Origin of the sequence: Faecalispora jeddahensis (assembly GCF_000577335.1) — a bacterium.
In the GTDB taxonomy this organism is placed as follows: domain Bacteria; phylum Bacillota; class Clostridia; order Oscillospirales; family Acutalibacteraceae; genus Faecalispora; species Faecalispora jeddahensis.
This window is the reverse complement of sequence record NZ_CBYL010000030.1, coordinates 1-23,227: the sequence shown is the minus strand read 5'-3', so window position 1 is coordinate 23,227 and position 23,227 is coordinate 1. Positions and strand designations below refer to the sequence as shown.

General features: G+C 51.1%; 22 protein-coding genes and 1 riboswitch. Of the genes, 6 read left to right on the top strand and 16 right to left on the bottom strand.

Going from position 1 to position 23,227, the window contains the following annotated elements:
• The first annotated feature begins 2 nt into the window (after positions 1-2).
• The 4 genes from TY09_RS11850 to TY09_RS11835 all read left to right on the top strand — a co-directional run bounded on the left by TY09_RS11850 (position 3) and on the right by TY09_RS11835 (position 4,270).
• Positions 3-1,109 (top strand): type I phosphomannose isomerase catalytic subunit, encoded by a 1,107-nt coding sequence (locus TY09_RS11850; protein ID WP_052335634.1) that lies wholly within the window; start codon positions 3-5, stop codon positions 1,107-1,109.
• Positions 1,110-1,311: 202 nt separating this feature from the next.
• The gene (locus TY09_RS11845) at positions 1,312-2,220 is read left to right on the top strand and encodes an AraC family transcriptional regulator (protein WP_009066152.1); all 909 of its coding nucleotides are present in this window, start codon (positions 1,312-1,314) and stop codon (positions 2,218-2,220) included.
• Between the two features lie 242 nt (positions 2,221-2,462).
• Entirely contained in the window at positions 2,463-3,455 is a 993-nt protein-coding gene (locus tag TY09_RS11840) for a hypothetical protein (RefSeq protein ID WP_242841489.1), read from the top strand.
• The gene (locus TY09_RS11835) at positions 3,452-4,270 is read left to right on the top strand and encodes a protein-glutamine gamma-glutamyltransferase (protein WP_042434657.1); all 819 of its coding nucleotides are present in this window, start codon (positions 3,452-3,454) and stop codon (positions 4,268-4,270) included. The genes TY09_RS11840 and TY09_RS11835 overlap by 4 nt, the downstream gene beginning before the upstream one ends.
• A 96-nt stretch (positions 4,271-4,366) precedes the next feature.
• Here TY09_RS11835 and TY09_RS11830 read toward each other — a convergent pair whose 3' ends face one another.
• The 3 genes from TY09_RS11830 to TY09_RS11820 all read right to left on the bottom strand — a co-directional run bounded on the left by TY09_RS11830 (position 4,367) and on the right by TY09_RS11820 (position 7,750).
• Positions 4,367-6,451, bottom strand: a complete 2,085-nt coding sequence (locus tag TY09_RS11830; protein ID WP_042434654.1) for a sodium-translocating pyrophosphatase — start codon at positions 6,449-6,451, stop codon at positions 4,367-4,369.
• A 558-nt stretch (positions 6,452-7,009) separates the two neighbouring features.
• Positions 7,010-7,348 (bottom strand): four-helix bundle copper-binding protein, encoded by a 339-nt coding sequence (locus TY09_RS11825; protein WP_042434652.1) that lies wholly within the window; start codon positions 7,346-7,348, stop codon positions 7,010-7,012.
• A gap of 165 nt (positions 7,349-7,513) precedes the next feature.
• Positions 7,514-7,750: a hypothetical protein gene (locus TY09_RS11820; RefSeq protein WP_035317282.1), complete on the bottom strand. Its 237-nt coding sequence runs from the start codon at positions 7,748-7,750 to the stop codon at positions 7,514-7,516.
• A 278-nt stretch (positions 7,751-8,028) separates the two neighbouring features.
• Here TY09_RS11820 and TY09_RS11815 point away from each other — a divergent pair, with 278 nt between their 5' ends.
• Positions 8,029-9,126: a hypothetical protein gene (locus tag TY09_RS11815; RefSeq protein ID WP_042434650.1), complete on the top strand. Its 1,098-nt coding sequence runs from the start codon at positions 8,029-8,031 to the stop codon at positions 9,124-9,126.
• A 242-nt stretch (positions 9,127-9,368) separates the two neighbouring features.
• Here TY09_RS11815 and TY09_RS18355 read toward each other — a convergent pair whose 3' ends face one another.
• From TY09_RS18355 to TY09_RS11760, 11 genes are all read right to left on the bottom strand, one after another.
• Positions 9,369-9,815: a hypothetical protein gene (locus TY09_RS18355; protein ID WP_052335632.1), complete on the bottom strand. Its 447-nt coding sequence runs from the start codon at positions 9,813-9,815 to the stop codon at positions 9,369-9,371.
• Between the two features lie 328 nt (positions 9,816-10,143).
• Positions 10,144-10,611 carry a 6,7-dimethyl-8-ribityllumazine synthase gene (gene ribH, locus TY09_RS11805; RefSeq protein WP_042434648.1) on the bottom strand — a complete coding sequence of 156 codons (468 nt, stop codon included), beginning with the start codon at positions 10,609-10,611 and terminating at the stop codon, positions 10,144-10,146.
• A gap of 24 nt (positions 10,612-10,635) precedes the next feature.
• The gene (locus tag TY09_RS11800) at positions 10,636-11,835 is read right to left on the bottom strand and encodes a bifunctional 3,4-dihydroxy-2-butanone-4-phosphate synthase/GTP cyclohydrolase II (protein ID WP_042434645.1); all 1,200 of its coding nucleotides are present in this window, start codon (positions 11,833-11,835) and stop codon (positions 10,636-10,638) included.
• A 12-nt stretch (positions 11,836-11,847) separates the two neighbouring features.
• A complete protein-coding gene (locus tag TY09_RS11795) occupies positions 11,848-12,486 on the bottom strand; it encodes a riboflavin synthase (RefSeq protein ID WP_042434642.1) in 639 nt (212 codons plus the stop codon).
• Positions 12,468-13,568: a bifunctional diaminohydroxyphosphoribosylaminopyrimidine deaminase/5-amino-6-(5-phosphoribosylamino)uracil reductase RibD gene (gene ribD / locus TY09_RS11790; RefSeq protein WP_042434639.1), complete on the bottom strand. Its 1,101-nt coding sequence runs from the start codon at positions 13,566-13,568 to the stop codon at positions 12,468-12,470. The genes TY09_RS11795 and ribD overlap by 19 nt, the downstream gene beginning before the upstream one ends.
• 145 nt (positions 13,569-13,713) lie before the next feature.
• A riboswitch (FMN riboswitch) is annotated at positions 13,714-13,828 on the bottom strand.
• A 159-nt stretch (positions 13,829-13,987) separates the two neighbouring features.
• A complete protein-coding gene (locus TY09_RS11785; protein ID WP_042434637.1) occupies positions 13,988-14,494 on the bottom strand; it encodes a DsbA family protein in 507 nt (168 codons plus the stop codon).
• A 76-nt stretch (positions 14,495-14,570) separates the two neighbouring features.
• Positions 14,571-14,762 carry a capping complex subunit for YIEGIA gene (locus TY09_RS11780; RefSeq protein ID WP_042434634.1) on the bottom strand — a complete coding sequence of 64 codons (192 nt, stop codon included), beginning with the start codon at positions 14,760-14,762 and terminating at the stop codon, positions 14,571-14,573.
• A gap of 23 nt (positions 14,763-14,785) precedes the next feature.
• A complete protein-coding gene (locus TY09_RS11775; protein ID WP_081759660.1) occupies positions 14,786-15,685 on the bottom strand; it encodes a YIEGIA domain-containing protein in 900 nt (299 codons plus the stop codon).
• Between the two features lie 126 nt (positions 15,686-15,811).
• The gene (locus TY09_RS11770) at positions 15,812-16,300 is read right to left on the bottom strand and encodes a (2Fe-2S)-binding protein (protein ID WP_042434630.1); all 489 of its coding nucleotides are present in this window, start codon (positions 16,298-16,300) and stop codon (positions 15,812-15,814) included.
• Positions 16,287-17,126 (bottom strand): FAD binding domain-containing protein, encoded by an 840-nt coding sequence (locus TY09_RS11765; protein WP_042434627.1) that lies wholly within the window; start codon positions 17,124-17,126, stop codon positions 16,287-16,289. Before TY09_RS11765 ends, TY09_RS11770 begins: the two co-directional genes overlap by 14 nt.
• Complete coding sequence (locus TY09_RS11760; RefSeq protein ID WP_042434625.1) at positions 17,123-19,453, bottom strand: xanthine dehydrogenase family protein molybdopterin-binding subunit; 2,331 nt, start codon at positions 19,451-19,453, stop codon at positions 17,123-17,125. Before TY09_RS11760 ends, TY09_RS11765 begins: the two co-directional genes overlap by 4 nt.
• Before the next feature lie 99 nt (positions 19,454-19,552).
• On the opposite strand from TY09_RS11760, the gene TY09_RS11755 reads away from it, so the two are divergent.
• The gene (locus tag TY09_RS11755) at positions 19,553-20,800 is read left to right on the top strand and encodes a hypothetical protein (protein WP_042434624.1); all 1,248 of its coding nucleotides are present in this window, start codon (positions 19,553-19,555) and stop codon (positions 20,798-20,800) included.
• A gap of 44 nt (positions 20,801-20,844) precedes the next feature.
• On the opposite strand, the gene TY09_RS11750 is transcribed toward TY09_RS11755, so the two are convergent.
• Positions 20,845-21,546, bottom strand: coding sequence for a hypothetical protein (locus TY09_RS11750; protein WP_042434622.1), 702 nt, complete (start codon positions 21,544-21,546; stop codon positions 20,845-20,847).
• A 359-nt stretch (positions 21,547-21,905) separates the two neighbouring features.
• Positions 21,906-22,718: an enoyl-CoA hydratase/isomerase family protein gene (locus TY09_RS11745; RefSeq protein WP_042434619.1), complete on the bottom strand. Its 813-nt coding sequence runs from the start codon at positions 22,716-22,718 to the stop codon at positions 21,906-21,908.
• Positions 22,719-23,227: the final 509 nt, after the last annotated feature.

Here is a 23,227-nt window from a genome sequence, read left to right as displayed (position 1 = left end):
GCATGAAATTATCTGACAGTCTGCCGGCGCTGGCCGGCGCGCCGTTCGCGCTCGATAATCCCCGCGCCTGGCGCACCTATTTGGGCGGAAAGCTGCTGGACGCGCTGCACGGCCGGCCAGAGCAGGAGGATACGCACTTCCCGGAGGAATGGATCGCTTCCACTGTCACCGCGCGCAACGCCGGACGGGAACACATTCTCGACGAAGGGCTCAGCCACCCGGAAGAGGCCCCGCAGGTAAGCCTGCGGGAGCTGATCGAGAGTGATCCGGCGGCGTACCTGGGGGCAAAGTCCGCACAGCGCGGCGGGCAGATGGGTGTGCTCATCAAGCTGATCGATTCCAGCGAGCGGCTTTCCATTCAGGTGCACCCCAGCCGCCAGCAGGCGAAGGCTCTGTTTCAGTCGGAATACGGAAAGACGGAATGCTGGCATATTCTTGGCGGCAGAGAGATTGACGGAGAAAAGCCTGCGATCTATCTGGGCTTTCGCCCCGGAGTCACCCGGGAATACTGGAAAGAGCTGTTCCAGCGGCAGGACATTCCGGGCATGCTCGAATGTATGCACCGTTTTGAGGTCAGCCGCGGAGATACCTTTTTGATCGAGGGCGGCACACCGCACGCCATCGGCGCGGGGTGCTTTCTGGCGGAGATTCAGGAGCCGACCGACTATACCATCCGCGTAGAGCGCAGCACGCCCTCCGGCCTGCTAATCGCGGACTCCATGTGCCATCAGGGCCTCGGCTTTGAAAAAATGTTCGACTGCTTCGACTTCACCGGCTATTCCTATGAGGAGACCCTGAAAAAGTGGAAGATTCCCGGCCGTGCGGAAAAAAACGGCGGCATGCTGCGCACACAGATCATCGGCTATACCAACACGCCCATGTTCCGCATGGATTCCCTTTTGGTTCCGTCGAGCGCGCACATCCGGCAAAGCGGCGAATTTTCCGTTCTGTATGTTTTATCCGGGAGCGGCCGGCTCGTCTGCGGCACGGCGGAAATCCGGCTTTCCCCCGGGCGGCAGGTGTTCTTTGCGGCAGGATCCGGAGACTGCGAAATCCTTTCCGACGGCGGCGAACCGCTGGAAACCCTGCAGTGCTTCGGCCCGCTTTGAACGCTCCGCCAAATCAATGAAAAGGACAGCGATGAACTGCATCATCGCTGTCCTTTTCATTGATTCCTTTTGTAAAGCAAATTATTATTTCGGCAGCACTCTGAGTTTTATTTTTCTAAAAAATGATTTTATTCTATCGCTATTTACGGCGTTTATTTGGTATAATGAAAATGAAATAATCGCAGTCAGGCGGTGAGTTACCATGCGGCGATATGCTCAGTACAAAGAAAATTTCATCCGCGATTTCTCTGTGGAGCACAAGGTCACCACGCAGAGCGAAAAAATCAATTTTCATATTCACGACGTGTTTGAAATCCTCTTAAACCTGTCGGACGACATTCAGTGCATCATACAGGATCAAACCTATATTTTGCGCCCCAACACGCTGCTGCTGTTCAACAACATGGACCTGCACCTTCTGCGCATGCTGCCGCAGGCCAAGCTAAATGACCGTTATGTGCTGTATTTTAAGCCGGAGCTGATTGAGCCTTTTTCCTCCGCGTCCACCAATCTGCTGGAATGCTTTTTCTTTCGCCCGTTTGCGGACGCCAATATTTTGTTCCTGAGCCCGGAAGAAGCGCAGGACATTCAGGTGCTGTTAAGCCAGCTGAATTATCAGCAGAACCATTTTGGGGAGGAGCAGAGCCAGCCGCAGGACCTGTTCGGCCAGGACTTGATGATCAAATTTTTATTTGGCCAGCTCCTGATCAAAATCAACCGCATCTATCGTGAGCAGCATCATTTGTGCAGTGATATGGATACCGGAACCTATGGCCGCATTTACGAAATCATTCAGTATATCCATAAAAATTACATGGAAAAATTGTCTCTGGATTTCCTGGCACAGAAATTTTATATCAATAAATTTTACCTGTGCGAGCTGTTCCGAAAGGTGATGGGCATGACTCCTACCCAGTATCTCATCAGCTGCCGGATTGCAAAATCGAAGGAGCTGCTTTTAAACAAGTATTCGGTGGATGATGTCTGCGCCCTTGTCGGCTACAACAGTCTGGCCCACTTCAGCCATTCCTTTAAACAGCATACGGGAAAAAGCCCAAAGCAGTATCAAACGTCTCATGAAAACAACAGCCTGTTTCCCCCACTGGAATAGTGCGGACGAAACCTGACTACGGCAATTCTATCTTTTAAAGCGATCCCTCCACCAGCTGAGCTGGCGGGGGGATCGCTTTGTCATGGAGCCGGATCGGTTTGCGTCCTTTATTTTCGTCTTTTCCGTCTTTTTAAGAAACAAGGACACCCTGCCTTAATATGATGGTATCAGGCATTAAAATCCTGTATATTCCCGTCAGCTCTATCTGCGGACGGAAGACAACAGAAGACGGAGTTGATTTTATGAACGCAGATCATTTGAATGATTACAGCTATCTGGATCAGATCCGGATGACCGAAGGAACCGAAAAATGCAAGGGCACTTTTCTTGAGATTTTCCGGAAAGACGTCAGGCGTGCGGCCACCATGCTCAACGACGATCGGCTGATGTTCCCCAGCCTGTACATACTGCGCGAACCAATCCTGCAGCAGCGCGCTCAGAGATATTTAAACTCGCGCAATATGACTGCTCTGCAAATCGCAAACCGGGTCAAAGGGCCCAAAACGCCCGGAGCCAATTCTCTGTCGCCCAAGCAGAATTCGGCGTATCCCGTTCTCAAATGGATTTTGGAAACCGGCTCTGCCGAAGAAATCCCTGAGGACGATTATGAAGAGATACTGGATGTGGCAGCATCGGTACTGATCACGGTTCATAAAGATGCCGATATCCTGCCGCTGGTGGTTGATCTGATTTTCAAACGCAACCGGGACGGGCGCTATATCCATGACCTGGTCTGGGCGCTCTTCCGCTTCCAGGACCCGCAGGTATTAAAGCTGGTCGCGCAGCGCCTTGTGTCCTCCGAACCGAAGGACGCCGAGCTGGCCGCCGAGCTTTTAAACATCGATAAAACCGATCTTCAGGCTGTGAGAGGCGACGGCAACGGGCGGCACGAGGGATATCTTCACTGGCTGGAAGAAAATCTGCCCTACCTGTATTTCACGCAGGAAACCTTTCAGTATACAAGCAAGCCGACGTTTTGTGCCGTAGACCTGGAACGGAAATACCTTCAAAAAGGAACCCCCTCCTACAGCAAAGAGCCGATTTCTTCGTTGGACGACGATGAAAATGAATCCATCGCGGCCTTTCAGCGGCTGAGCTTTGAGGAGAAGAAGGCTTTATCCGATTACTCGCAGAAAATCTGCAGCAAAAGCGTGCCGGCCTGGAAAGAATGGCTGCATGCGCCTGTGAAAGAGCAGATCAAGACGGCAAAGACCAGATTGGAGGGAGACGAATGATTACGGTATCCGGCTCCTCTCTTCCTCTTTCTGACATCACCGGGGAGTACCCCGAAAACAGTATCGAAAGGCAGCTTTTGGAGCAGATGTCCAAAAGCACGGAGAACTACCGGTACGACACACTGGATCAGCTCAAATTTGAGCTTTCCATGCGCAGGGAAATCGTGAACGCGGCAAAGCAGCTAAACAGCAGCGGAATGAAATTTGCCGTTTTCCATAAGTCGGAATGCAACCCGGACTATTGGGAAAGAACCAGCAACGGCGGTTTCCTTCTGAAAGACGGAGTAAAGCCCAGCGACGCGATCCGGGATATTTTTAACAACGGACGCAAGTACGGTACGGAATGCGCGACCGCCATGGTAATTGTGTATTACAAGGCTCTGCTGGAGGTTCTTTCAGAAGAGACCTTCAACCGCCTGTTTCCCTCGATCTACCTGATGAACTGGCATAAATTAGATCCCCTGCTCCGGGAAACCGGCGCGCCCAAACCCGTTGCGGATATCCTGCTGGGAGACCGGTGCTACTTCATCAATCCCGAAGTCGACCCGGAAGTCTCGGAACTGCAGGGCGAAAATGTCATCATCCTGCCGGGCGGCCTGTATTATGGGCATGGAATCGGGATCACCACCGCCGACCGGATCATCCGCATTCTGAATGCCAACCGGATAGAAGGCGCAACTCAATCAGCTCATTTCATCGAGAATTCCGCGGCCCGCCCTGACTTTAAAAAGCTGGAAAAGGCATCCCAAAGTTCCTCCTCCACACAACCCTCTGTCCTGAACTGGCGGCCTTTCCCCCAGCCGATTTCAGGCTAGATGATTCAATACGGGGTTCTCGCTATTATAGCAATAAAGAGCGGGGGTACTGACTTTAATAAAGTCAGTACCCCCGCTCCCTTTTTATCGATTCTGTTACATCAGACCCAACAGATTAAAGGAAAGGATCAAACCGGAGAACACGATAGAAACCGTAGAGCACAGCTTGATCAGGATATTCAAAGACGGCCCGGAGGTATCTTTAAAGGGATCACCAACCGTATCGCCTACCACGGCCGCCTTATGGCAGTCGGAACCCTTGCCGCCGTGGTGCCCGGCCTCGATGTATTTTTTGGCGTTATCCCATGCGCCGCCGGCGTTGGACATAAACACGGCCATCGCAAAACCGGTCACGGACACGCCGCCCAGCAGACCGACCACGCCTTCCGCACCCAAAACCAATCCGGTAGCGATCGGGACAATGATGGCGAGAAGCGCGGGAGCGACCATTTCACGCAGAGCGCCTTTGGTGCAAAGGCTGACGCACGCGGCATAATCTGGCTCCGCTTTGCCTTCCATAATCCCGGCGATCTCCTTAAACTGGCGGCGGACCTCCATCACGATGGACTGCGCCGCAACCTGAACCGCACTCATTGTAAAGGCAGAGAATACGAACGCCAGCATGGCGCCGATGAACAGCCCTACAAGAACCGTAGGATTGGTCAGAGACAGATTCATGGTAAAGCCCTTCTCCGTCACAATGTTGACGTAAGACACCAGCAAAGCCAATGCGGTCAGCGAAGCGGAACCGATGGCAAAGCCCTTTCCGGTCGCCGCAGTGGTATTTCCCAGGGAATCCAGCGCATCAGTGCGCTCACGAACCTGCTCGGGCAGACCCGCCATCTCCGCAATGCCGCCCGCGTTATCCGCCACAGGGCCATATGCGTCCGTAGCGAGGGTGATGCCGAGCGTAGAGAGCATTCCAACCGCGGAAATGCCGATTCCATACAGGCCCATGTTATAACTGACCGCTCCGCCGGCAGCAAAGAAGCTGATGATGACGGCGACAACGACAATAATGATAGATGCGGCGGTAGACCGCATTCCCAAGGACAAGCCGCCGATGATCACCGTGGCGGAGCCGGTCTCGGACGAGGCGGCCAGCTCCTGAGTCGGCTTATAGGTATCGGAGGTATAGTATTCCGTAAAATAGCCGATGGCGCAGCCGCCGATCAGGCCGCAGAGAATGGCAACGTAAACGCCCCAATTTCCAACGGTGTAATAAGTCAGAGGAGCCGCGACAATCGCGGACAGACCGGCGGCCAGATAGGTACCGGTACGCAGCGAGGTCAGCAAAGACTTTTGGGTCGCATCTTCCTTTGTTTTGACAAAGAACGAACCGATGATCGAGCATACGATTCCGCACACCGCAAGCAGCATGGGCAGAAGCATCCCCTCAAAGCCGTAGCCGGCAGCGGCGGCCAGCGCGAACGTCGCCAAAATAGAGCCCACATAGGATTCGTACAGATCAGCGCCCATGCCGGCCACGTCGCCGACGTTATCGCCTACATTATCGGCAATTGTAGCGGGGTTGCGTGGGTCATCCTCCGGAATACCGGCCTCAACCTTGCCGACCAGGTCGGCGCCTACGTCGGCTGCCTTGGTATAGATGCCACCGCCCACACGGGCAAACAGCGCCATAAAGGAAGCGCCCATACCATTCATTACCATGATATTGCCCAATTGAGTGGCGTCGGTGATGCCAAAGCCATAGTGCAGCAGATGGAACCAGATGGAAACATCCAGAATCCCCAACCCCACTACGGTAAAGCCCATGACGGAACCGGAGGAAAACGCGACACGCAGGCCCTTGTTCAGGCTTTCAGAGGCGGCCTGCGCGGTACGGGCGTTGGCATTGGTCGCGATTTTCATCCCGATAAAACCTGCCAGCATCGACCAGATACCGCCCGTTAAAAAGGCAAAGGGGGTAAATTTAGAAAGCATTTGCCCGTTGGTGCCAAAGGCCATTGCCAACAGGACAAGGAACACCACGACAAACACCTTTGCAACCGTAGAATACTGGTGCTTTAAGTAGGCGTTCGCACCTTCACGGATCGACGCGGCTATTTTTTGCATTTTCTCGGTTCCCTCAGAATAACTCATCACCCGGTTTCTTTGCAGGTAAGCAAAAAAGACAGCGAGTACAAATCCGACGAAACCAACCCAAAACATATTTTGCATGGGGGTTCACTCCTTTTCATTTTCCTTTCGAACTATGGAGAACAGAAACTCTTTACCCGACAATGAATTCAAAATCAATGAAAGGCAGCAAAATTCCCGCAACAATCTCGAATGCTGCGGAAAGCAAAAACATTGATCTTGGAATCACTGTCACAAGAGTTATGTACACAAATTGTCAGCGCCAGCCAGCAGAAGCCCCCCTTTTCTCGTTGATGCAGACACACTGTTTTCAATACAAAAAAGGGTGGGAGCTTCTTACGAAGCCTCCACCCTAAGCTACAAATCTTGAAAACAGATATCAATACATGATGAACATCTGCCCAACCGGAATTTTTCAATATTTAATTGTGCTAATTTTACAACTTTATCCCAGGCTTGTCAACACTTATGAATAAAAGGAAGGAAATCTATTTCCACTTTTCATCAATTCTTTGTAAGAAATTTCACAAATTGGTCAATCAGGAAAATGCAGATTTCCCACCCGATGAGTGATCGTTCAGAAGATAAAAAAGAACCGTCATGTGACGGTTCTTTTTTATCTGATCAGCGATTCATCATTCACATGGCCTTGCATTCCGCGGCACATTTGCGGCATTCATCGGCGCACTGCTGACAATGCTCGTCCTTAAATTGAGCGCAGCCCGCTGCGCATTCCCCGCAAACCGTGGCGCACAGCTGGCACATCTCTTTTGCATGCTTTGCATTCATGGTCATCAGGCAGGCTGCTTCCTGGCAGAAACCTGCACATTCCAGCATCATGCCGATATGATTCGTTCTTTGTGCCACATCTGGCTCCTGCATGCAAAGGACCGCGCATTCATGGCACGCCTGAAAGCAGCGAAGGCAGGCATCGATACATTTCTGATAATTGTTAAGGGGTTTTCCCACAATACTCATAGACAGACATCTCCTTTTGGAATCATTGATGCTGATAGTGTTCACGTATGACGTTGTATTATGTGTATCAATCGCTTTCTGCAGCAATATGCCCCAGGGGGTTGGGAAGATTCCTTAGAAAACACAGCTTATCCTTCTTCGGCTAAAAAAACAGGCAAGCAGAAGTTAAACCTCTGCCTGCCCGTTTCTGACTCTCAGTCCCAATTCCGTGATCATGTATTGATCTTCTCCGGCCTGCCCCTCTCTGATTTTAGAGATGACATGTTTTTCAAGAAGCTCCTGAATATTCTCTTCACTCACTTTGTGAACAACAGGGCTTTTCTTGGATAAAATAAGATTGTGTCCCGTTGCTTCCCCCACTTCAAACAAATTTAAGAGTCTCCCGATTTCTCTGTTTGTCATAGTATCACATCCTATATTAAAATTTCACCCTATGCATGAACTTCTGATCAGCCATTATTATTGCCTGACGGTTATTGAATATGCAAATTCTGGCTGGCCGAATCATACAGCCGCGTAGAAGAGCGCTGCTGATCCTGTAAAACAACGGACGCTGCCTATCGTCAAAGCCCGATCCACCGAGATATTTATTTTTCAGAATATAGGTACTGGGCATACCGACCATGCATAGTATGATAAAGGAAAAATACACATACTGTTAAGTATTGCGAGGTGCTACTATGGCAGATAATCTGGTTCGTCACATGTTCCCCGGAAACAACAGCAGCCAAGGCTTTTTCTCTTATTTCGCTTATATATTGCCGCCGACAAAGGCCAGGCGCATCTATTGTCTGAAAGGCGGCCCCGGCGTGGGCAAATCTACCTTTTTAAAGCGCATCGGTGAGCGGATGGCGCTGGAAGGATTCCATCTTGAGTACATGCACTGCGCGTCGGACCCGGATTCGCTGGATTGTTTGGTGATTCCGGCGCTGGGCGTAGCGCTCATCGACGGCACGGCCCCACATGTCACTGACCCGGTATACCCCGCCGCTGTAGACGAGATCATCAATTTGGGAGAGTATTGGAACGCGGAGGCTATCCGCCAGAACCACGATGAGATCATTCGTATCAACGCGGATATCAAGCGGCAATACAAGCATGCCTATCAATACCTTGCAGCGGCCAAATGCCTGATGGATGATATTTTGGAAACGCTCGAATCCGCAACAGACAAAGCCGGCCCGCTTCTGCAGGCGCAGCGGATCATCGACAGCGAACTAGAGAAAGTGGCGGTAACCGGCAGGCTGGGCAAAACCCGCCGTCTGTTTGCCAGTGCCATCACTCCATCGGGTGTTGTCAATCATCTGGAATCGCTGGCGAACAGCGCAGACAAGGTGTATTCCATCCGGAGCCTGTGGGGCGTCGGCGTGAACGAAATGCTGAAAAAAGTGACCGACGAGGCGATATTCCGCGGACTGGACGTAGAGCTGTATTACTCCCCGCTTACGCCGGAAACGCGTATCGAGCATGTGCTGATTCCGGAATTGAAGCTGGCGTTTCTCTCTGAGAAAGACGGCTTCGAGCTGAAAGACCGCCGCCAGACGATACTGGATCTGACGCAGTATATCGACCCTGCGCTGACCGAACCGCAGAAGGATGCGACAGAGTTCAACTCCAAAACATTTGATACGCTGTTGGGCGAAGCCTTAAAAGCGCTTGCCCAAACGAAAAAGCTGCATGATGAACTGGAAGGGCACTACATCCCGCATATGGACTTTGAGCGCGTACAGCAAAAGGAAGAAGAAGTCTGCGAACAGATTCTTGCGCTGGCAAAATAGCTGGACTGCTACAACTATATGCTTGTATCCCTATTGAGTATGTGCTGAACCCTGATTCATTCCTCTTTGAATATCCTCCTTTTGATGTTTCCCTGCAGCTGCCGGAAGCATCAAAAGGAGTTTTTTTGCCCTTTTTGCCGCGAAGGCTTTGGGCTCCGCCTTTATCGTCGTCGGCTGTTTTACAAATAGAAATGCCCCTGTCCGTAATGCTTGAATACGGACAGGGGCATTTCATAAAATATTCAGTTGGATGTGCCCTGATGGGACTGCTGGTTTAACTTGCGGGCTTCCTGCTCAGCCTGAGAATTCATGCTGCTCACACTGGGAGTGCTCTGGCTGGACGCATTCTGGTGGGACTGCTGGTTCAGCTGACGAGCTTCCTGCTCAGCCGCAGAATTCATGCTGTTCACGCTGGAAGAGCTCTGGCCGGACGAACTCTGGTGAGACTGCTGGTTCAGCTGACGAGCTTCCTGCTCAGCCTTGGAATTCATGCTGCTCACGCTGGAAGAGCTCTGGCCGGACGAACCCTGATGGGACTGCTGGTTCAGCTGGCGGGCTTCCTGCTCAGCCTTAGAATTCATGCTGCTCACGCTGGAAGAGTTCTGGCCGGACGAACTCTGGCTGGACGCATTCTGGCGGGACTGCTGATTGAGCTTCTTTGTGTTTTCTAAATTGTCATTTGTATTCATCCTAATAATCTCCTTTGAAATCAAAGTACGCTTTTAGTCTTATCCAAAATCCAGAAATTATTTGTTTATTCGCAAATAATTTTTTATTTCATGATAAATTCTTGCCAGCCAATCATTGTATTCTGCCGTGCAGTCCAAACGCAATGGTTGAATCTGTCTTTTGCCTGCGACGAATTGACTGAAACAATAGAGATCTATTCCAAAAGCGCTCACTTTTTATCCTCTGGGGATTCCAAAGCGGAAGATTACTAATATGAAAAAAGCAAAGCATCTGCCCTTTTTTATTTTTTGATTCAAACAGAATGGGTCTGTTCCAGTTGGTTTTGCTTTACGCTTCGATTTCACGAATCAGGTTGACCATTTCAATCGCGCCGACGGCGCAGTCAAAGCCTTTGTTGCCCGCTTTTGTACCTGCCCGTTCTATGGCCTGCTCAATATTTTCCGTGGTCAGCACACCGAACATGACGGGAATGTCGCTGTGCAGGGATACATGGGCGATCCCCTTCGACACCTCGCTGCACACATAGTCGTAGTGGCTTGTGCTGCCGCGGATGACCGCGCCAAGGCAGATGACGGCATCATACTTCGCGCTTTTGGCCATCTTAGAGGCGATCAGCGGAATTTCAAAAGCTCCGGGAACCCAGGCGATGTCAATATTGCCCTCCCCGACCTCATGGCGTTTCAGTCCATCCAGCGCACCGCTCAAGAGCTTGCTTGTGATAAACTCATTGAAACGGGCAGCGACAATGCCGATGCGAATGTTCTTGGATACGAGTTTTCCTTCAAATGTTTTCATACCTGACTCTCCTTTATTTCAATATCAAAAATTCAAAAGATGGCCCATTTTTTCCTGCTTCGTTTTCAGGTAGAACAGATCGTGTGCGGTAGCATCCATCCGGATTGGAACGCGCTGTACGATCTCCATCCCGAAGCCGGAAAGCTGATAGACCTTATCCGGATTATTGGTGAGCAGGCGCAGGGTCTTCGCCCCAAGGTCACGCAGAATCTGCGCGCCGATGAAATACTCCCGCAAATCCCCTGAAAACCCCAGCGCAAGATTCGCCTCCAGCGTATCCATCCCCTGATCCTGGAGCGCATAAGCGCGCAGCTTGTTGATCAGCCCGATCCCGCGGCCCTCCTGACGCATATAGAGCAGAATGCCGCGGCCTTCCTTCTCGATCTGCGCCATGGCCGCCGCGAACTGCTGGCCGCAGTCGCAGCGCTCAGAGCCGAACGCGTCGCCGGTCAGGCACTCGGAATGCACACGGCACAAAAGGTTCCTGCCGTCGCCGATTTCCCCTTTTACCAGCGCCACATGGTGTTCACCATTCAGCTTGTTGATGTATCCGTAAATTCTGAAATCACCGTACTTTGTGGGGAGAGATGCACAGGCAACCTGCTCAACCAGCTTGTCATTTCTTTTGCGGTATTCCTGCAGGGCTTTGATGGTGATCATTTTAAGGCCCCATTTTTCCGCCAGCTCCATCAGCTCCGGCGTACGCATCATGGTTCCGTCTTCCCGCATGATTTCACAGCACAGGCCGCATTCCTTCAAACCGGCCAGCCGCATCAAATCCACCGTGGCTTCGGTGTGCCCATTCCGCTCCAGAACGCCGTTTTTCTTTGCCGTCAGCGGGAACATATGGCCGGGGCGGCGGAAATCCTCCGGCTTTGCATTTTCCTCCACGCATTTCATGGCGGTGATGCTGCGCTCGGCGGCCGAAATCCCGGTGGTGGTGCTCGTGTGGTCGACAGAAACCGTGAACGCCGTTTCATGGTTATCTTTATTGTCGCTGACCATCTGGGGGAACTGCAGCTTTTGGCAAAGCGCTTTGCTCATGGGCATACAAATAAGGCCCTTGCCGTGCACCGCCATAAAGTTCACGTTTTCCGTAGTGGCAAACTCGGCGGCGCAAATAAAATCGCCCTCGTTTTCGCGGTCCTCATCATCGGTAACCAGAATGATTCTGCCCTGCCGAAGCTCTTCCAGAGCCTCTTCAATGGTGCTATACTCCAACATGTTATTTCCTCCTTAAAAGCCGTGTTTTGCAAGAAATTCTGTCGTGATCGCCGTCTTTGGCGACTGGGGACCCAGAAGCCGCTCCACATATTTTGCAATACAGTCGTTTTCCAGGTTGACGATGTCGCCGATGCGTTTTTCAGACAGAATGGTCTGTGCCGCGGTATGCGGTATGATGGATACGCTGAACCCATCGTTATGAACTTTGGCCACCGTCAGGCTGACCCCGTCGAGGGCAACCGAGCCTTTTTCAATGATGTACCTTAGAATAGGGGGGCCCGTTTTCACGGTGTACCAAACGGCGTTATCGTCCTTTGTTATGGCGGAAATCGTTCCGGTGCCGTCGATATGCCCCGAGACAATATGCCCGCCGAACCTGCCGTTTGCGGGCATCGCCCGTTCCAGATTGACGGGACTTCCCGCACGCAGGCTCCCCAGAGAAGAACGGGTCAGGGTTTCGTGCATCACATCGGCGGTAAAGCCGCTTTGAGAAAAAGAGGTGACGGTAAGGCAGACGCCGTTGACCGCGATGCTGTCCCCAAGGCGAATCCCCTCCAGAATCATTCTTGCGCCAATCGAGACGGCGGCGGAATCCCTGCCCTTGCGGATGCTCTGTACTTTGCCGACCTCTTCTATGATTCCTGTGAACATGTAAGCACCTCGCTTTCCCATAAAATATCTTCGCCGATCTGCATGATCGTCGGCTTGCCCAGCCGGAAGGCCTCCTGCGGGGAATCGACCCCGTGGCCCGCCACCGGCGTTTTTGCGCTGCCGCCAAACAGCTTAGGGGCAATGTAAGCCTGAACCCTGTTCACGATCCCGCTTTGCAGCGCAGACCAGTTCAAGGTTCCGCCGCCCTCGAGCAAAATGCTATCGATTTTTCTTTCACCCAGTACCCGCATCAGGCAGTTTAAATCAATGCGGCCATCTTTTTCGGAAATCACCGCAATGTCGCAGCCGGCTTCCAGATAAGGCCGGTGCTTTTCACGGTCGGTTACCGCTGTGGCAAGGAGCGTACCGGCTACCGCTGTCGATGTGATGAGCCTCGCCTGCAGCGGTGTTCGCAGACTGGTATCGCAAATGATCCGCAGGGGATTTCTGCTGTTTTCCATCCGGCAGGTCAGGAGGGGATCATCCGCGAGAACAGTGCCGACACCCACCATGATGGCAGAATACCGGTGCCGGTCTTCATGAACGCGCCGGCGCGCCGCTTCCCCGGTAATCCATTGGGATTTACCCTGATGTGTGGCGATTTTCCCATCCAGCGTCATCGCGTACTTCATTACCACATAAGGCGTCCCTTTTTGAATGTAGTGAAAGAAGCTCTGGTTGAGCGCGTCGCATTCGTCTTTTAATCTGTTTTCCGTCACCTCGATTCCGTGGGAGCGCAGAATCGCAATCCCCTTCCCCGAAACCTGCGGATTGGGGTCGCGGGACCCGATCACCACCCGGCGAATGCCACTTTCCAGAATGGCGTCGGTACAAGGCGGCGTTTTGCCGTAGTGGCAGCACGGCTCAAGGGTCACATAGATCGTGGCGCCGGCCGGAGGGGATTCACAGCTCGCAAGCGCGTTTCGTTCCGCATGGAGCGATCCGTACTTTTCGTGATACCCCTGCCCGATGATCTGACCGTCCCTTACAATCACCGCGCCCACCATCGGATTGGGATTCACCCATCCACAGCCCTTCTTTGCAAGTTCGACGGCCAGGCTCATGTATTCCGTATCCGTCATATCACACCTCCAAAAACAGAAATGCCCTGAACAAAATCGTTCAGGGCATTTCCGCGGCACAGAGAGTAACCGATGATGAAATAAAAAAACTCTGGAATAAAACTATTCCAGAGCAAAATTTCATACACACAGTTATCCTGTATCCATTTATCTTCTTTCATCCAGACTATACTGTCGGCTTCGGAGTTACACCGAATCATGCCTTGCGGCTCGTGGGCTTTACCACCGGTAGGGAATCGCACCCTGCCCTGAAGATTATTATTCAATTACATTTATCATATCACTTGTTTTGTATTTGTCAAGAAAAAAGCGAATCAAAAGGGAACCGTTCTATAGGAACAAGATTCTGTCTTTTGAACGTAAAAACAGAATTCCCTTTTTGTTCTAAGTGAATCTTCCATTGCGCGCACGCATGGATTTCACCCATTTGCCTGATCCAGAAAGCGCCGGAGCTGTTCCTTGGAAACACCGACGTTTTCAACGGAATCTATCTTTCGGCCTTCCATCCGGTAAGCCGGCACGACCCACACACCGGAGCGCTCAAACGCAAGCTGATTCGATTCTGCCAGCGCCTTTTGGTAAGTCCCCTGCTGCAGCGCCAGCCGGAAAGCGTCCGCATCGACGAGATCGCGCACGGAATCAGTGAGCACATCGATGCTCTCAATATCGATACGATCTTTCAAAGCCGCCCGATACATGCGAGCATGGTACGCCAAAACATCGACCCCGTTTTCCCGAGCGAAGAAGTAGCCCTGTATACACAGGTCGCTGTGCAGGCCGTATCGGTCAGGCCTGGGGTGTGCTTCGCAGGGGCGCCAAACGACGCTGACGTCAGGATACTGCGGCATAAGCTCCGTTAAATACTCGTGCGCCCGAAGGCAATAAGGGCAGGCATAGTCAAAGAACACTTCTAATTCCTGTTTCATTTCATTCACCCCATTCACAGAATAAAACGGAGAGCGAAAAATGTCAAATTGTTTTTTGCCAACCTTTTCCTTTCGATCATAATCCCATTACAATCATTGCGTCGCCGTTCGGAAGATGAACCACACCGGCTTCAAATAACCTGGCCATTTCCACAATCATCTGCTCGCGCTGCTCCTGATCCTGAATGTGCAGGCACAGCGGGTCCCCGCCGACAATTTGATCCGGCTGATTTGTAAAGTACACCAGAATCTGCGGGTCGTTTGTCATTTTCCTCATTCCTTTCCTGATCTCTAACGGGACATGATCCTTCGTACCTTGCGGCTGTTTTCCAACACGGGCGTATTTTGGATCGCCGCTATCATCCGCCCGATATCGCGGTCAACCGGCACCAAAGCGATCACCATCTTATCCTGCTCCACGCTGCGCTTGACATACTGATACGTCTTGACACCCAGGGTGCTGGCCGCCTCATACAAAATGGCCTGCCGCTGCCCGGCGTTTTCCAACGTGGCGCGAAACTGCTCTTTTTTGGGGGTAATCACAACGCCCAGTCCCTGTTGGAGAAATAATTCCCGCGCTACAGGCGAGCCTGCCGCACCGGTAACGTAAACATCGTCGACAAATAATTTGGAGCCCTGTATCTGAATCTTCCCCTGCTGAACGACACAGATATCCCCCACCCGTTTTCCGCGCGTAAACCGCTTGAGCAAAAATACCGACAGCATCCCCAGCGCGGCGGCCGTGATCACCGCAAGAGCGCGCGGCAGACTCTCCATCAACAGCACAACAGAGGATGCGATCATGGAGGAAATCATCGAAATGTAGTTTCGCGCCTCATAGGTTTTTGAAATCCCGTCGATATACGCGTCCCCGCGGCGGGCATATCCGGAAAGCTCCAAGTTATCTAAACTCTCCTGCTCCATTTTGCGGATATCCCGAAAATGCTGCACCGCCAATGCCAGAAAAGTAAAGGCCGCGTAATCCTTTTCCAGCAGCGCGGGGATGGCGACGGCCCCCAGCGCAGCGGCAATAAACCCGGCAAACAGATGGATAAACTGGCCGTCAGGGTAAGTTGGCGTCTGACGGTAATCCACCACCAGCGTAATGGCGCGCGCAATCGTGCCCACCACAATTCCCAGCCCGATTGCCCAGGCATACGTGATACTCAGCATCTCCTCATGAATTGGCATACTCAAAGCATCCCCCAAACTTGTATCAGAATCGTGTAGTAACGGAAAATCTCGTCTTATGCCGCTCTTTCCTGTCCCTTGCCGCTATCAAAACAGCTTGCGGGTAGGGAAAGTGGCACGCCTGATTCAAACGTCAGCGGCCTGCAAAGAATCATACATCAAATGAACCGCTTTTCTGATCTCCTGATAACTGGTACAGCGGCACAGGTTGGACTGCAGCCATTCTTCTATGACAATTTCGTCCGGCATGACAGGGTGCTGCGTCATCAACGCATGACACACCATTAAAAACCCGGAGGTGCAGTACCCGCACTGAAATGCGTTTGCCTCCACGAAGGCTTTTTGTACGGCCGCTTTGCCGCCGAGCCCCTCTACTGTGATGATTTTTTTATCCTGAGCCTCCACCGCCAGCATAAGACAGGATTTTGCCGGCCAGCCGTCGACCATCACCGTGCAGGCGCCGCAGTCGCCGTTTTTGCACCCGGCCTTCGCACTGGTCAGCCCGAGCTGTTCCCTTAATACATCCAGCAGGATGTCGGAGGGTCTCACCATTACCTCGTGAGAATCCCCGTTTACATTGAGCGATATGACTGTTTTTCCCTCAAGCTCTATCATTCTGCCATGCCTCCAACAACTCGCACAATGTGTTCCTGAATACAAAGGCCCGGTACTCACTCGAGCCTTCCACGTCATGATAAGGCGGCTCCGGCAATAATTCAGCCGCTTTTTCCGCGCGAATCTCGGGCGAGAGCCCATGATCGTTCAGCACAGCCTCTATCTGACTGCTGCGGAAAGGCCGGGAGCAGATTCCGGAAAACGCCGTACGCAGGACGTCATCCTTCCAGATCGCGGTGACATTGACCAGCGGATAATCGATTTTTTCCTGCGTGGTCTTTTTGATATGGGCATGACGCGCCTGCAGTGCCCACACGGGAATATGCACCTGTACGATCCATTCCCCTTCCTTTAGCCGGACTCTGCCGTCAAAGATGTTCTGAAAAGGAACCCGCCGAATTCCATCCAGCCCGCTGGTGGTCACCTCTGCGTCGGATAACAGCAGCGGCAGGCTCGTCTCACGATAAATAATGGTACCGCACAGATTCCCGCCCAACGTGATTCTGCATTGATTGGTGTGATCCGCGATCCGGCCGCAGGCAAGCCCCAGCAGCGGAAACAGCTTTGATTCCTTGATCTGGTTGAGCGTGCAGGCCGCCCCGATATTCAAAAAGAAATTGTCTTTTTCTAAAACCCTGCATTCGGGAATGTTTTTGATATCGACGACCACGTCGGGATGAATGCTGCTTACCCGGCACATCGTAATGATTTCAGACCCGCCGCCATAGCAAATGGCCTTTTTATTTTCGTTTTGATACCGTTTGAATGTGTCTGTCACTTCGTTCAGCGTATCGGGCCGACAATAAACAAAATCAAATGGAATCATGGTTTCTCCTTCTGTGATGCTTTCCATATATTTTCCGGAGTCAGCGGCAGCGTTACCTCTTCTATCCCGAACGCATTGGACAGAGCGTTCCCAAGCGCGGCCGGAATGGCAATAAGCCCATGTTCGGCATAGCTGCGCATTCCATAGGGGGAATCGTCCTGCGGCGTTTCCACAAAGTCCACCTGATAATCCGGCTCCTGCCCAATATGCATCAGCTTATAGGTGCGCAGAGTCGGTGCCTGCGGTACCCCCTGACTGTCATAAGAAGCGGCTTCCCGGCTTGCCATGCTCATTCCCATTGCCATTCCGCCCGCTACCATGGAGCGCATCGATTCCGGATTGATTACTTTCCCGACATCCATCACAGTTAAAGCGGAGAGGATACGATAGCTGAAGGTCGTGATGTCTGCTTCGACCTCCACCACCTGAGCGCCGAGCGTCCACGCAGGCCCCGTTTTCCCTTTCCCCGTTTGGGGATCGAGCATGCTGAGGCCCTTGAGCATCATTCCGCCCCTCCCCAGCACCGGCTCGCCGATCGACGTTCCGTCAGGCGCCTGATACCCCTGCGCAATATCCTTGAACTCGATGAAGCGCTCCGGATTCCGAATGGAATAAACGCGCCCGTGAGACACCTCGATGTCTGAAATCGGGCAGCCAAAGACCTGTGACCCGTTGCTTCGAAGCTGCTGCAGCAGATCGTCGGCAGCACGCAAAACAGCCTTCCCGGCCATATATTCGGTCAGGCTCGCCACCGTTTTCCAATGCTCCGGAGCTGCACGGGTATCAACGCTCAGCACCACGTGTACCTTTTCGCAGGGGATACCCAATTTTTCCGCGAGGATCTGAGCCAGATGGGTCTGGCCATTGGAACCCATCTCGACAACCCCGGTAACCAGATTGACACTCCCATCTGTGTTAAAGGTGACGGTGGCCCCCGAAATAGCATCGGTAGGGGGATTTTCGGTCTTCCAAAAGCAGGCGATTCCCTTTGCTTTCACCGTATTCTGCTTGATTGCGGTTCTGCTCCCGGCATCCCATAACGAGAGCTGCCTTGCCCTACTGAGGCATTTTCTCAAATCGCCGATCAGGCTTTCGGTATACGGTACCTGCGTGGGGGTGGTGCTGCCTGCGTGAATCGCGTTGCGGTAACGGAACTCCAGGGGGTCCCACCCACAACGCTTTGCCAAAAGATCGATCACCCGCTCCATGCAGAAGGTGTAGGATTCGTGCGCAAAGCTTCGGTAAGCGGTTGCATAAGTATGATTGGTATACACGCACAGGGAATCGCACAACACATGTTCCATATGATAAGGACCGGTGCAGTCTGCCGCAATGGCCTTTGCCATATACGGCGAAATATCGGTATATGCACCGCAGTCCAGGCGGAAGATCATCTGAGCCGCCTGGATCTTCCCATCTTTGTCCGCGCCGATTGTAATATCTGCCTCCAGCCCGATCCGGCTCGGCGGAGCGGCCATATCCTGCTCCCGTGTGATGATCAGGCGAACCGCCTTGCCCCCTACACTTTTGGAAGCCAAAAACGCCAGTATTTCCAACATGACGGCAGATTTTCCCCCAAACCCGCCGCCGATAAAGGGGACTGTCACCTGTATCTGCCCGGCAGGTATCATGAATGCGCCCGATATCTGCTGACGCACCGCATAGGGTGACTGAGAGGACGTCATGATCTGCACCTGGCCGTCTGAACTGATTTCCGCGCGCGCCGTACGCACCTCCATTGCGAGGTGGTCGGAAGGCGGCAAAGAGAATTGCTTTTGGACGATATATTCACATTTTTTCAATGCTTCCGCGGCATTGCCCTTCTGTATATGGTAACGGCTGGCGATATTGGTTCCTTCTTCGGGGTAGATATCCGTCAGCATTCTTTTATATCCGGTTACTTTTTCATGAATCAAAACAGCGCCTTGCGACAAAGACTCGGAAGGCGTTAATAAAACCGGAAGAGGTTCATATTCCACTTCGATCAGCCGAACCGCACGCTCTGCGACGGATTCCTCCTGTGCGACCACAAGGGCGACCGGTTCCCCGGCATATCTCACCACATTCTGCGCCAGGGCGGGACGATCCAAGAGCAAAGGGCCGTGCAATTCCTTAAAATCGTCACCCGTCAGGATCGATTTTACCCCTTTGACCGCCGAAGCCTTGGCCGTATCGATCTTCAGAATACGGGCATGTCCATATGGGCTTGTGAGCAGTCTGGCGCAAAGCACCCCCGTAGTGGGAAAATCATCCGTATATTGGGCGAAACCGGTGACCTTCTCCCACGCATCCTTACGCTGTATGCTTTTTCCGATGGACGTAACCATATCACACCAACTTTGTATCAGTTTGATCTTTCTTAATCGTATATTTCCAAAAATTATAGAAAAAATGTAGGAAAGACAAAAGAAAGAAGGATTGAAACGATGAACCCCTTTCAACAAAAGCCTGGTAATGTTGCAGACGGCATTCTTAACTGGTCCTCTGTGTACCCGACGCCCTATAACAAAATGACAGTCGACCCCTATACGAAGGTTCGCATCATACTGATGAATGGAATTGAAGTAGAAGCCGCATTGTTCAAGCATCAATTCCACCGAAACTGTCCCAATAATGATTTGCGGCGCGAATTGGCTCTGTCCCGCCGTGTGGAGCAGCAGCAGCAAAAACGCATCAACTGGCTCAAGCCGATCGATGAGACACAACTGGAAACGACCATCGGGTATGAGCATGTCGCTGTCGATTTGACTGCATGGCTGGCACAAAATGAGCCGAACAGCTACGTAAAACAAGCCCTGGACTTTGCCCTTTTAGAAGATTTTGACCACTTATACCGCTACTCCAATCTTCTTGATCTGGATTCCCAGATACCCGCCCAGCAGCTGGTGAAAAGTTATGTGGATATCACCCCGGGGCGCCCGACAATCGCTGAACACCGGTTCCCGTATGAATCCGTCAAGCATCCTGTCGACTTTAAAACGGCGGATATCCGCACGATGCTGAACACGCTGATCATTACGGCCGGCGAGCAGCAGACCATGAACTTTTATATGAATGTCGGCAACACCTATTACAATGATTTGGGCCGGCAGCTTTATTTGGAAATTGCAATGATCGAGGAACAGCATGTCAGCCAATATGGCTCGTTGCTCGACCCGAACGCCACTTGGCTTGAAAACCTGCTGCTGCATGAATACACGGAATGTTACCTGTACTATTCTTTCTATCAGGATGAACTGGACCCCAATGTCAAATCGATATGGGAGCTTCATCTGGAGCAGGAAATCTCGCATCTGCACAAGGCGGTGGAGCTGTTAAATCAATATGAAAAGAAAGACTGGCAGCAAGTCATTCCCGGCGGAGAATTCCCGAAGCTCCTACAGTTTCACGATACCAGGGACTATGTCCGGCAGGTGCTGAAGGACCAGATTTGCCTGACCGCAAACAGAGAAAATTTTGTACCTGTTGATCAGCTCCAGCAGAATCACGAGTTTTTCATTTACCAGAATCGCGTAAACAGCGATGTGAATGCGGTAGCAAGCCACAACGTGATTGTACAGCATCAAAACAAATTCAACGTCGATTACCGCGCGGAATCCAAGCCGAACCCTGTTCAAGGGCTGACAGACACTACAAAAGACAATACCGAGATTGCCCGGACTCCTGTCGTATAAAATACGGGATAAAAAAACTCCATCCAATTTGGATGGAGTTTTTTTCAAAGGAATAAATCAAGAGCGATGTTTGCAGCAAGCAATATACAAATGGTACTGCTTCTAATCACGGGCCTTAGACGGAGAGGAATGCGGTTTGAAGAAGAATCTATCTTTTTTTCAATCAGTCGGATGGGTTTGAAAAGGAAACTTCTAAAGTAGTATCCGATTGTAATCAAAATACTTGTCATCAGGTTTTGCACCACAAAGAACGTGATGAATTTCCCTGTATCGGCCACTACTGAAACTTCGCGTATCCAGTCAGGAACGATAAACAGCAAATATACGGTGTACAATAACCGCCAGCCGGTGTTCATGAGAAGAATCATACCCGCGTTTTGAATGATATTGCTCGATTTTCTACTTTTCATTCTCTGGAACACATAAATGATTGCAGCCATTGCCAGAGCTTCAAAAACAATAGAAATAGCCGGATTGATGACTTTATCGATACGCCCCGGCAGCATCAGGTTCAGCAGTTTGATTGACGAGCATAAGATTCCTACCCATATAATCGAGGATATTTTGTTGGTGACGCGGTATACGTTCGCCATAAAAAAGCACGCGACAGGGTACCATACGAGCCAGCTCATACTAAATGATATCAAATGCAGTAAATATCCCACCGTAGCTTCAAATATCCCCCACAAAGCGCCCCATAGGAATATGTAGTACAAATCGTTTTTTCCGTTTTCTTTTCGTTCCAAAATTCTCTCCTCCATATTTTTTTAATAAATATATGAAATTTTATAAAAAAATATTTGAAAAAGAATATTTATTTTTCGGTGAGTCCGATTATGACACCGATACTAATTATTTCAGTCCATTTGAAAAAAATGATATGAACAGGGGCGGGATTGTGTATTCCCAAATGATCGTTCCTATCATAGGTGATGTTTTTTTGCAAAGGCTCCCTTTTTGTATATTTGTTTCAAAGTTTAAAGTAAGAGCGGATTTGTTCGTAATCTGCTCTTGCTTCTACCCGACGACGAAAAACCCGACCTGCGCAACAGTGCAAGCCGGGTTCTTCGCTATAAGTACAATACATTGTCTTACAAATCGATAATTATTTTTTGCTGGACTTTTGATTCAGGCGCTCCACCAGAGCAGCCGTCCGCGTGCGGTAATTATCCAGCTCGGTCACAATCCCCATGAAGGAAGATACCAAATCCAGTGAGGAGCGCAGCGTGCTCTGCTCGCTCTGGTCAATCGCGCGTTTTGTCAGCCGCATGGCCTGCTGCGGCGCATCCATCAGCCTCTGAATATACTGTTCAACATAGTCATCCAGCTGGTCATCGGGCACAACATGTGTAACAAGGCCGATTCTTTCCGCTTCAGCGCCCTTCAGCACCCGTGCCGTCAAAAACAGATCAAGCGCTTTGTCCCGCCCCACTAGGCGCGGCAAAAAGTAGGCGCCGCCGTCGCCAGGCACGATTCCAACGTTGAAATAACTTTCTGAAAACGACGCGCTTTCCGAAGCAATGCGGATGTCGCACATCAGGGCCATATCCAATCCTGCCCCCACAGCAGAACCATGAATCTTCGCGATAACCGGTTTGTCGATTTCCTCCAGAATCAGCGGGATGCGCTGAATCCCCCTCCAAAGAACGTTTTTTCGGGCAAGCGCAGTGGAAGTAATATCGTCATTACTCTCGAAGAAGCCTTCCCCGGCCGCCATGGCCTTTACATCTCCCCCTGCGCAAAACGCCTTGCCGTTTCCCGACAGAAGGACGACGTAAATATCATCCCGATCACGGATATCCTCCAGTGCAGCTGTCCAGAGTTGAATCATCTCCTCACTGAAACAATTGAGATGCTCCGGGCGGTTCATGGTAATGCGTGCCAAATGATCCTTTACCTCATAAATGAAATCCGGCATCTGGTTGTACCTCTCTTCCCATTGGCAGTATTGGCATATGCAGTTAGATAAAGCAAGTGCTCCCTTGTATTTTCGCCTTTCAGAAGAACCCTGTACGCTATTGTCGATTCAAATTGTTCGAGTGACTTCTGCATATCTTTTTTCCAGTTTTCTCGGCCTGCTATTAATTTGTTTTTACAAAATGGAAAGCTTTTTATTGTTCGGCACACTCATGGTTTTCCTTCTACAGAAAGAAAATGTTAGTAAAAATAAGATTACATTTAATTCCAATTTATGTCAATATCGAAAAAGATTTAAAACACAAAAAGATTTTAGGCCCGATCCGCTTTTTAGAAACAATTGGTAAGATACTCTTTCCTATCAATTTCTCGCTCTTTTCTATGAATCGGCAATCGGCACAAAAGGACTTGTCTGTGTAAGAACGCGCCCGGCTATGGCTATATAGTTGAAATGAAAAAGTGAACAGTTCTTTGAGGATATTTAAGTTCCAAACACCAGAAAGGCCCCGG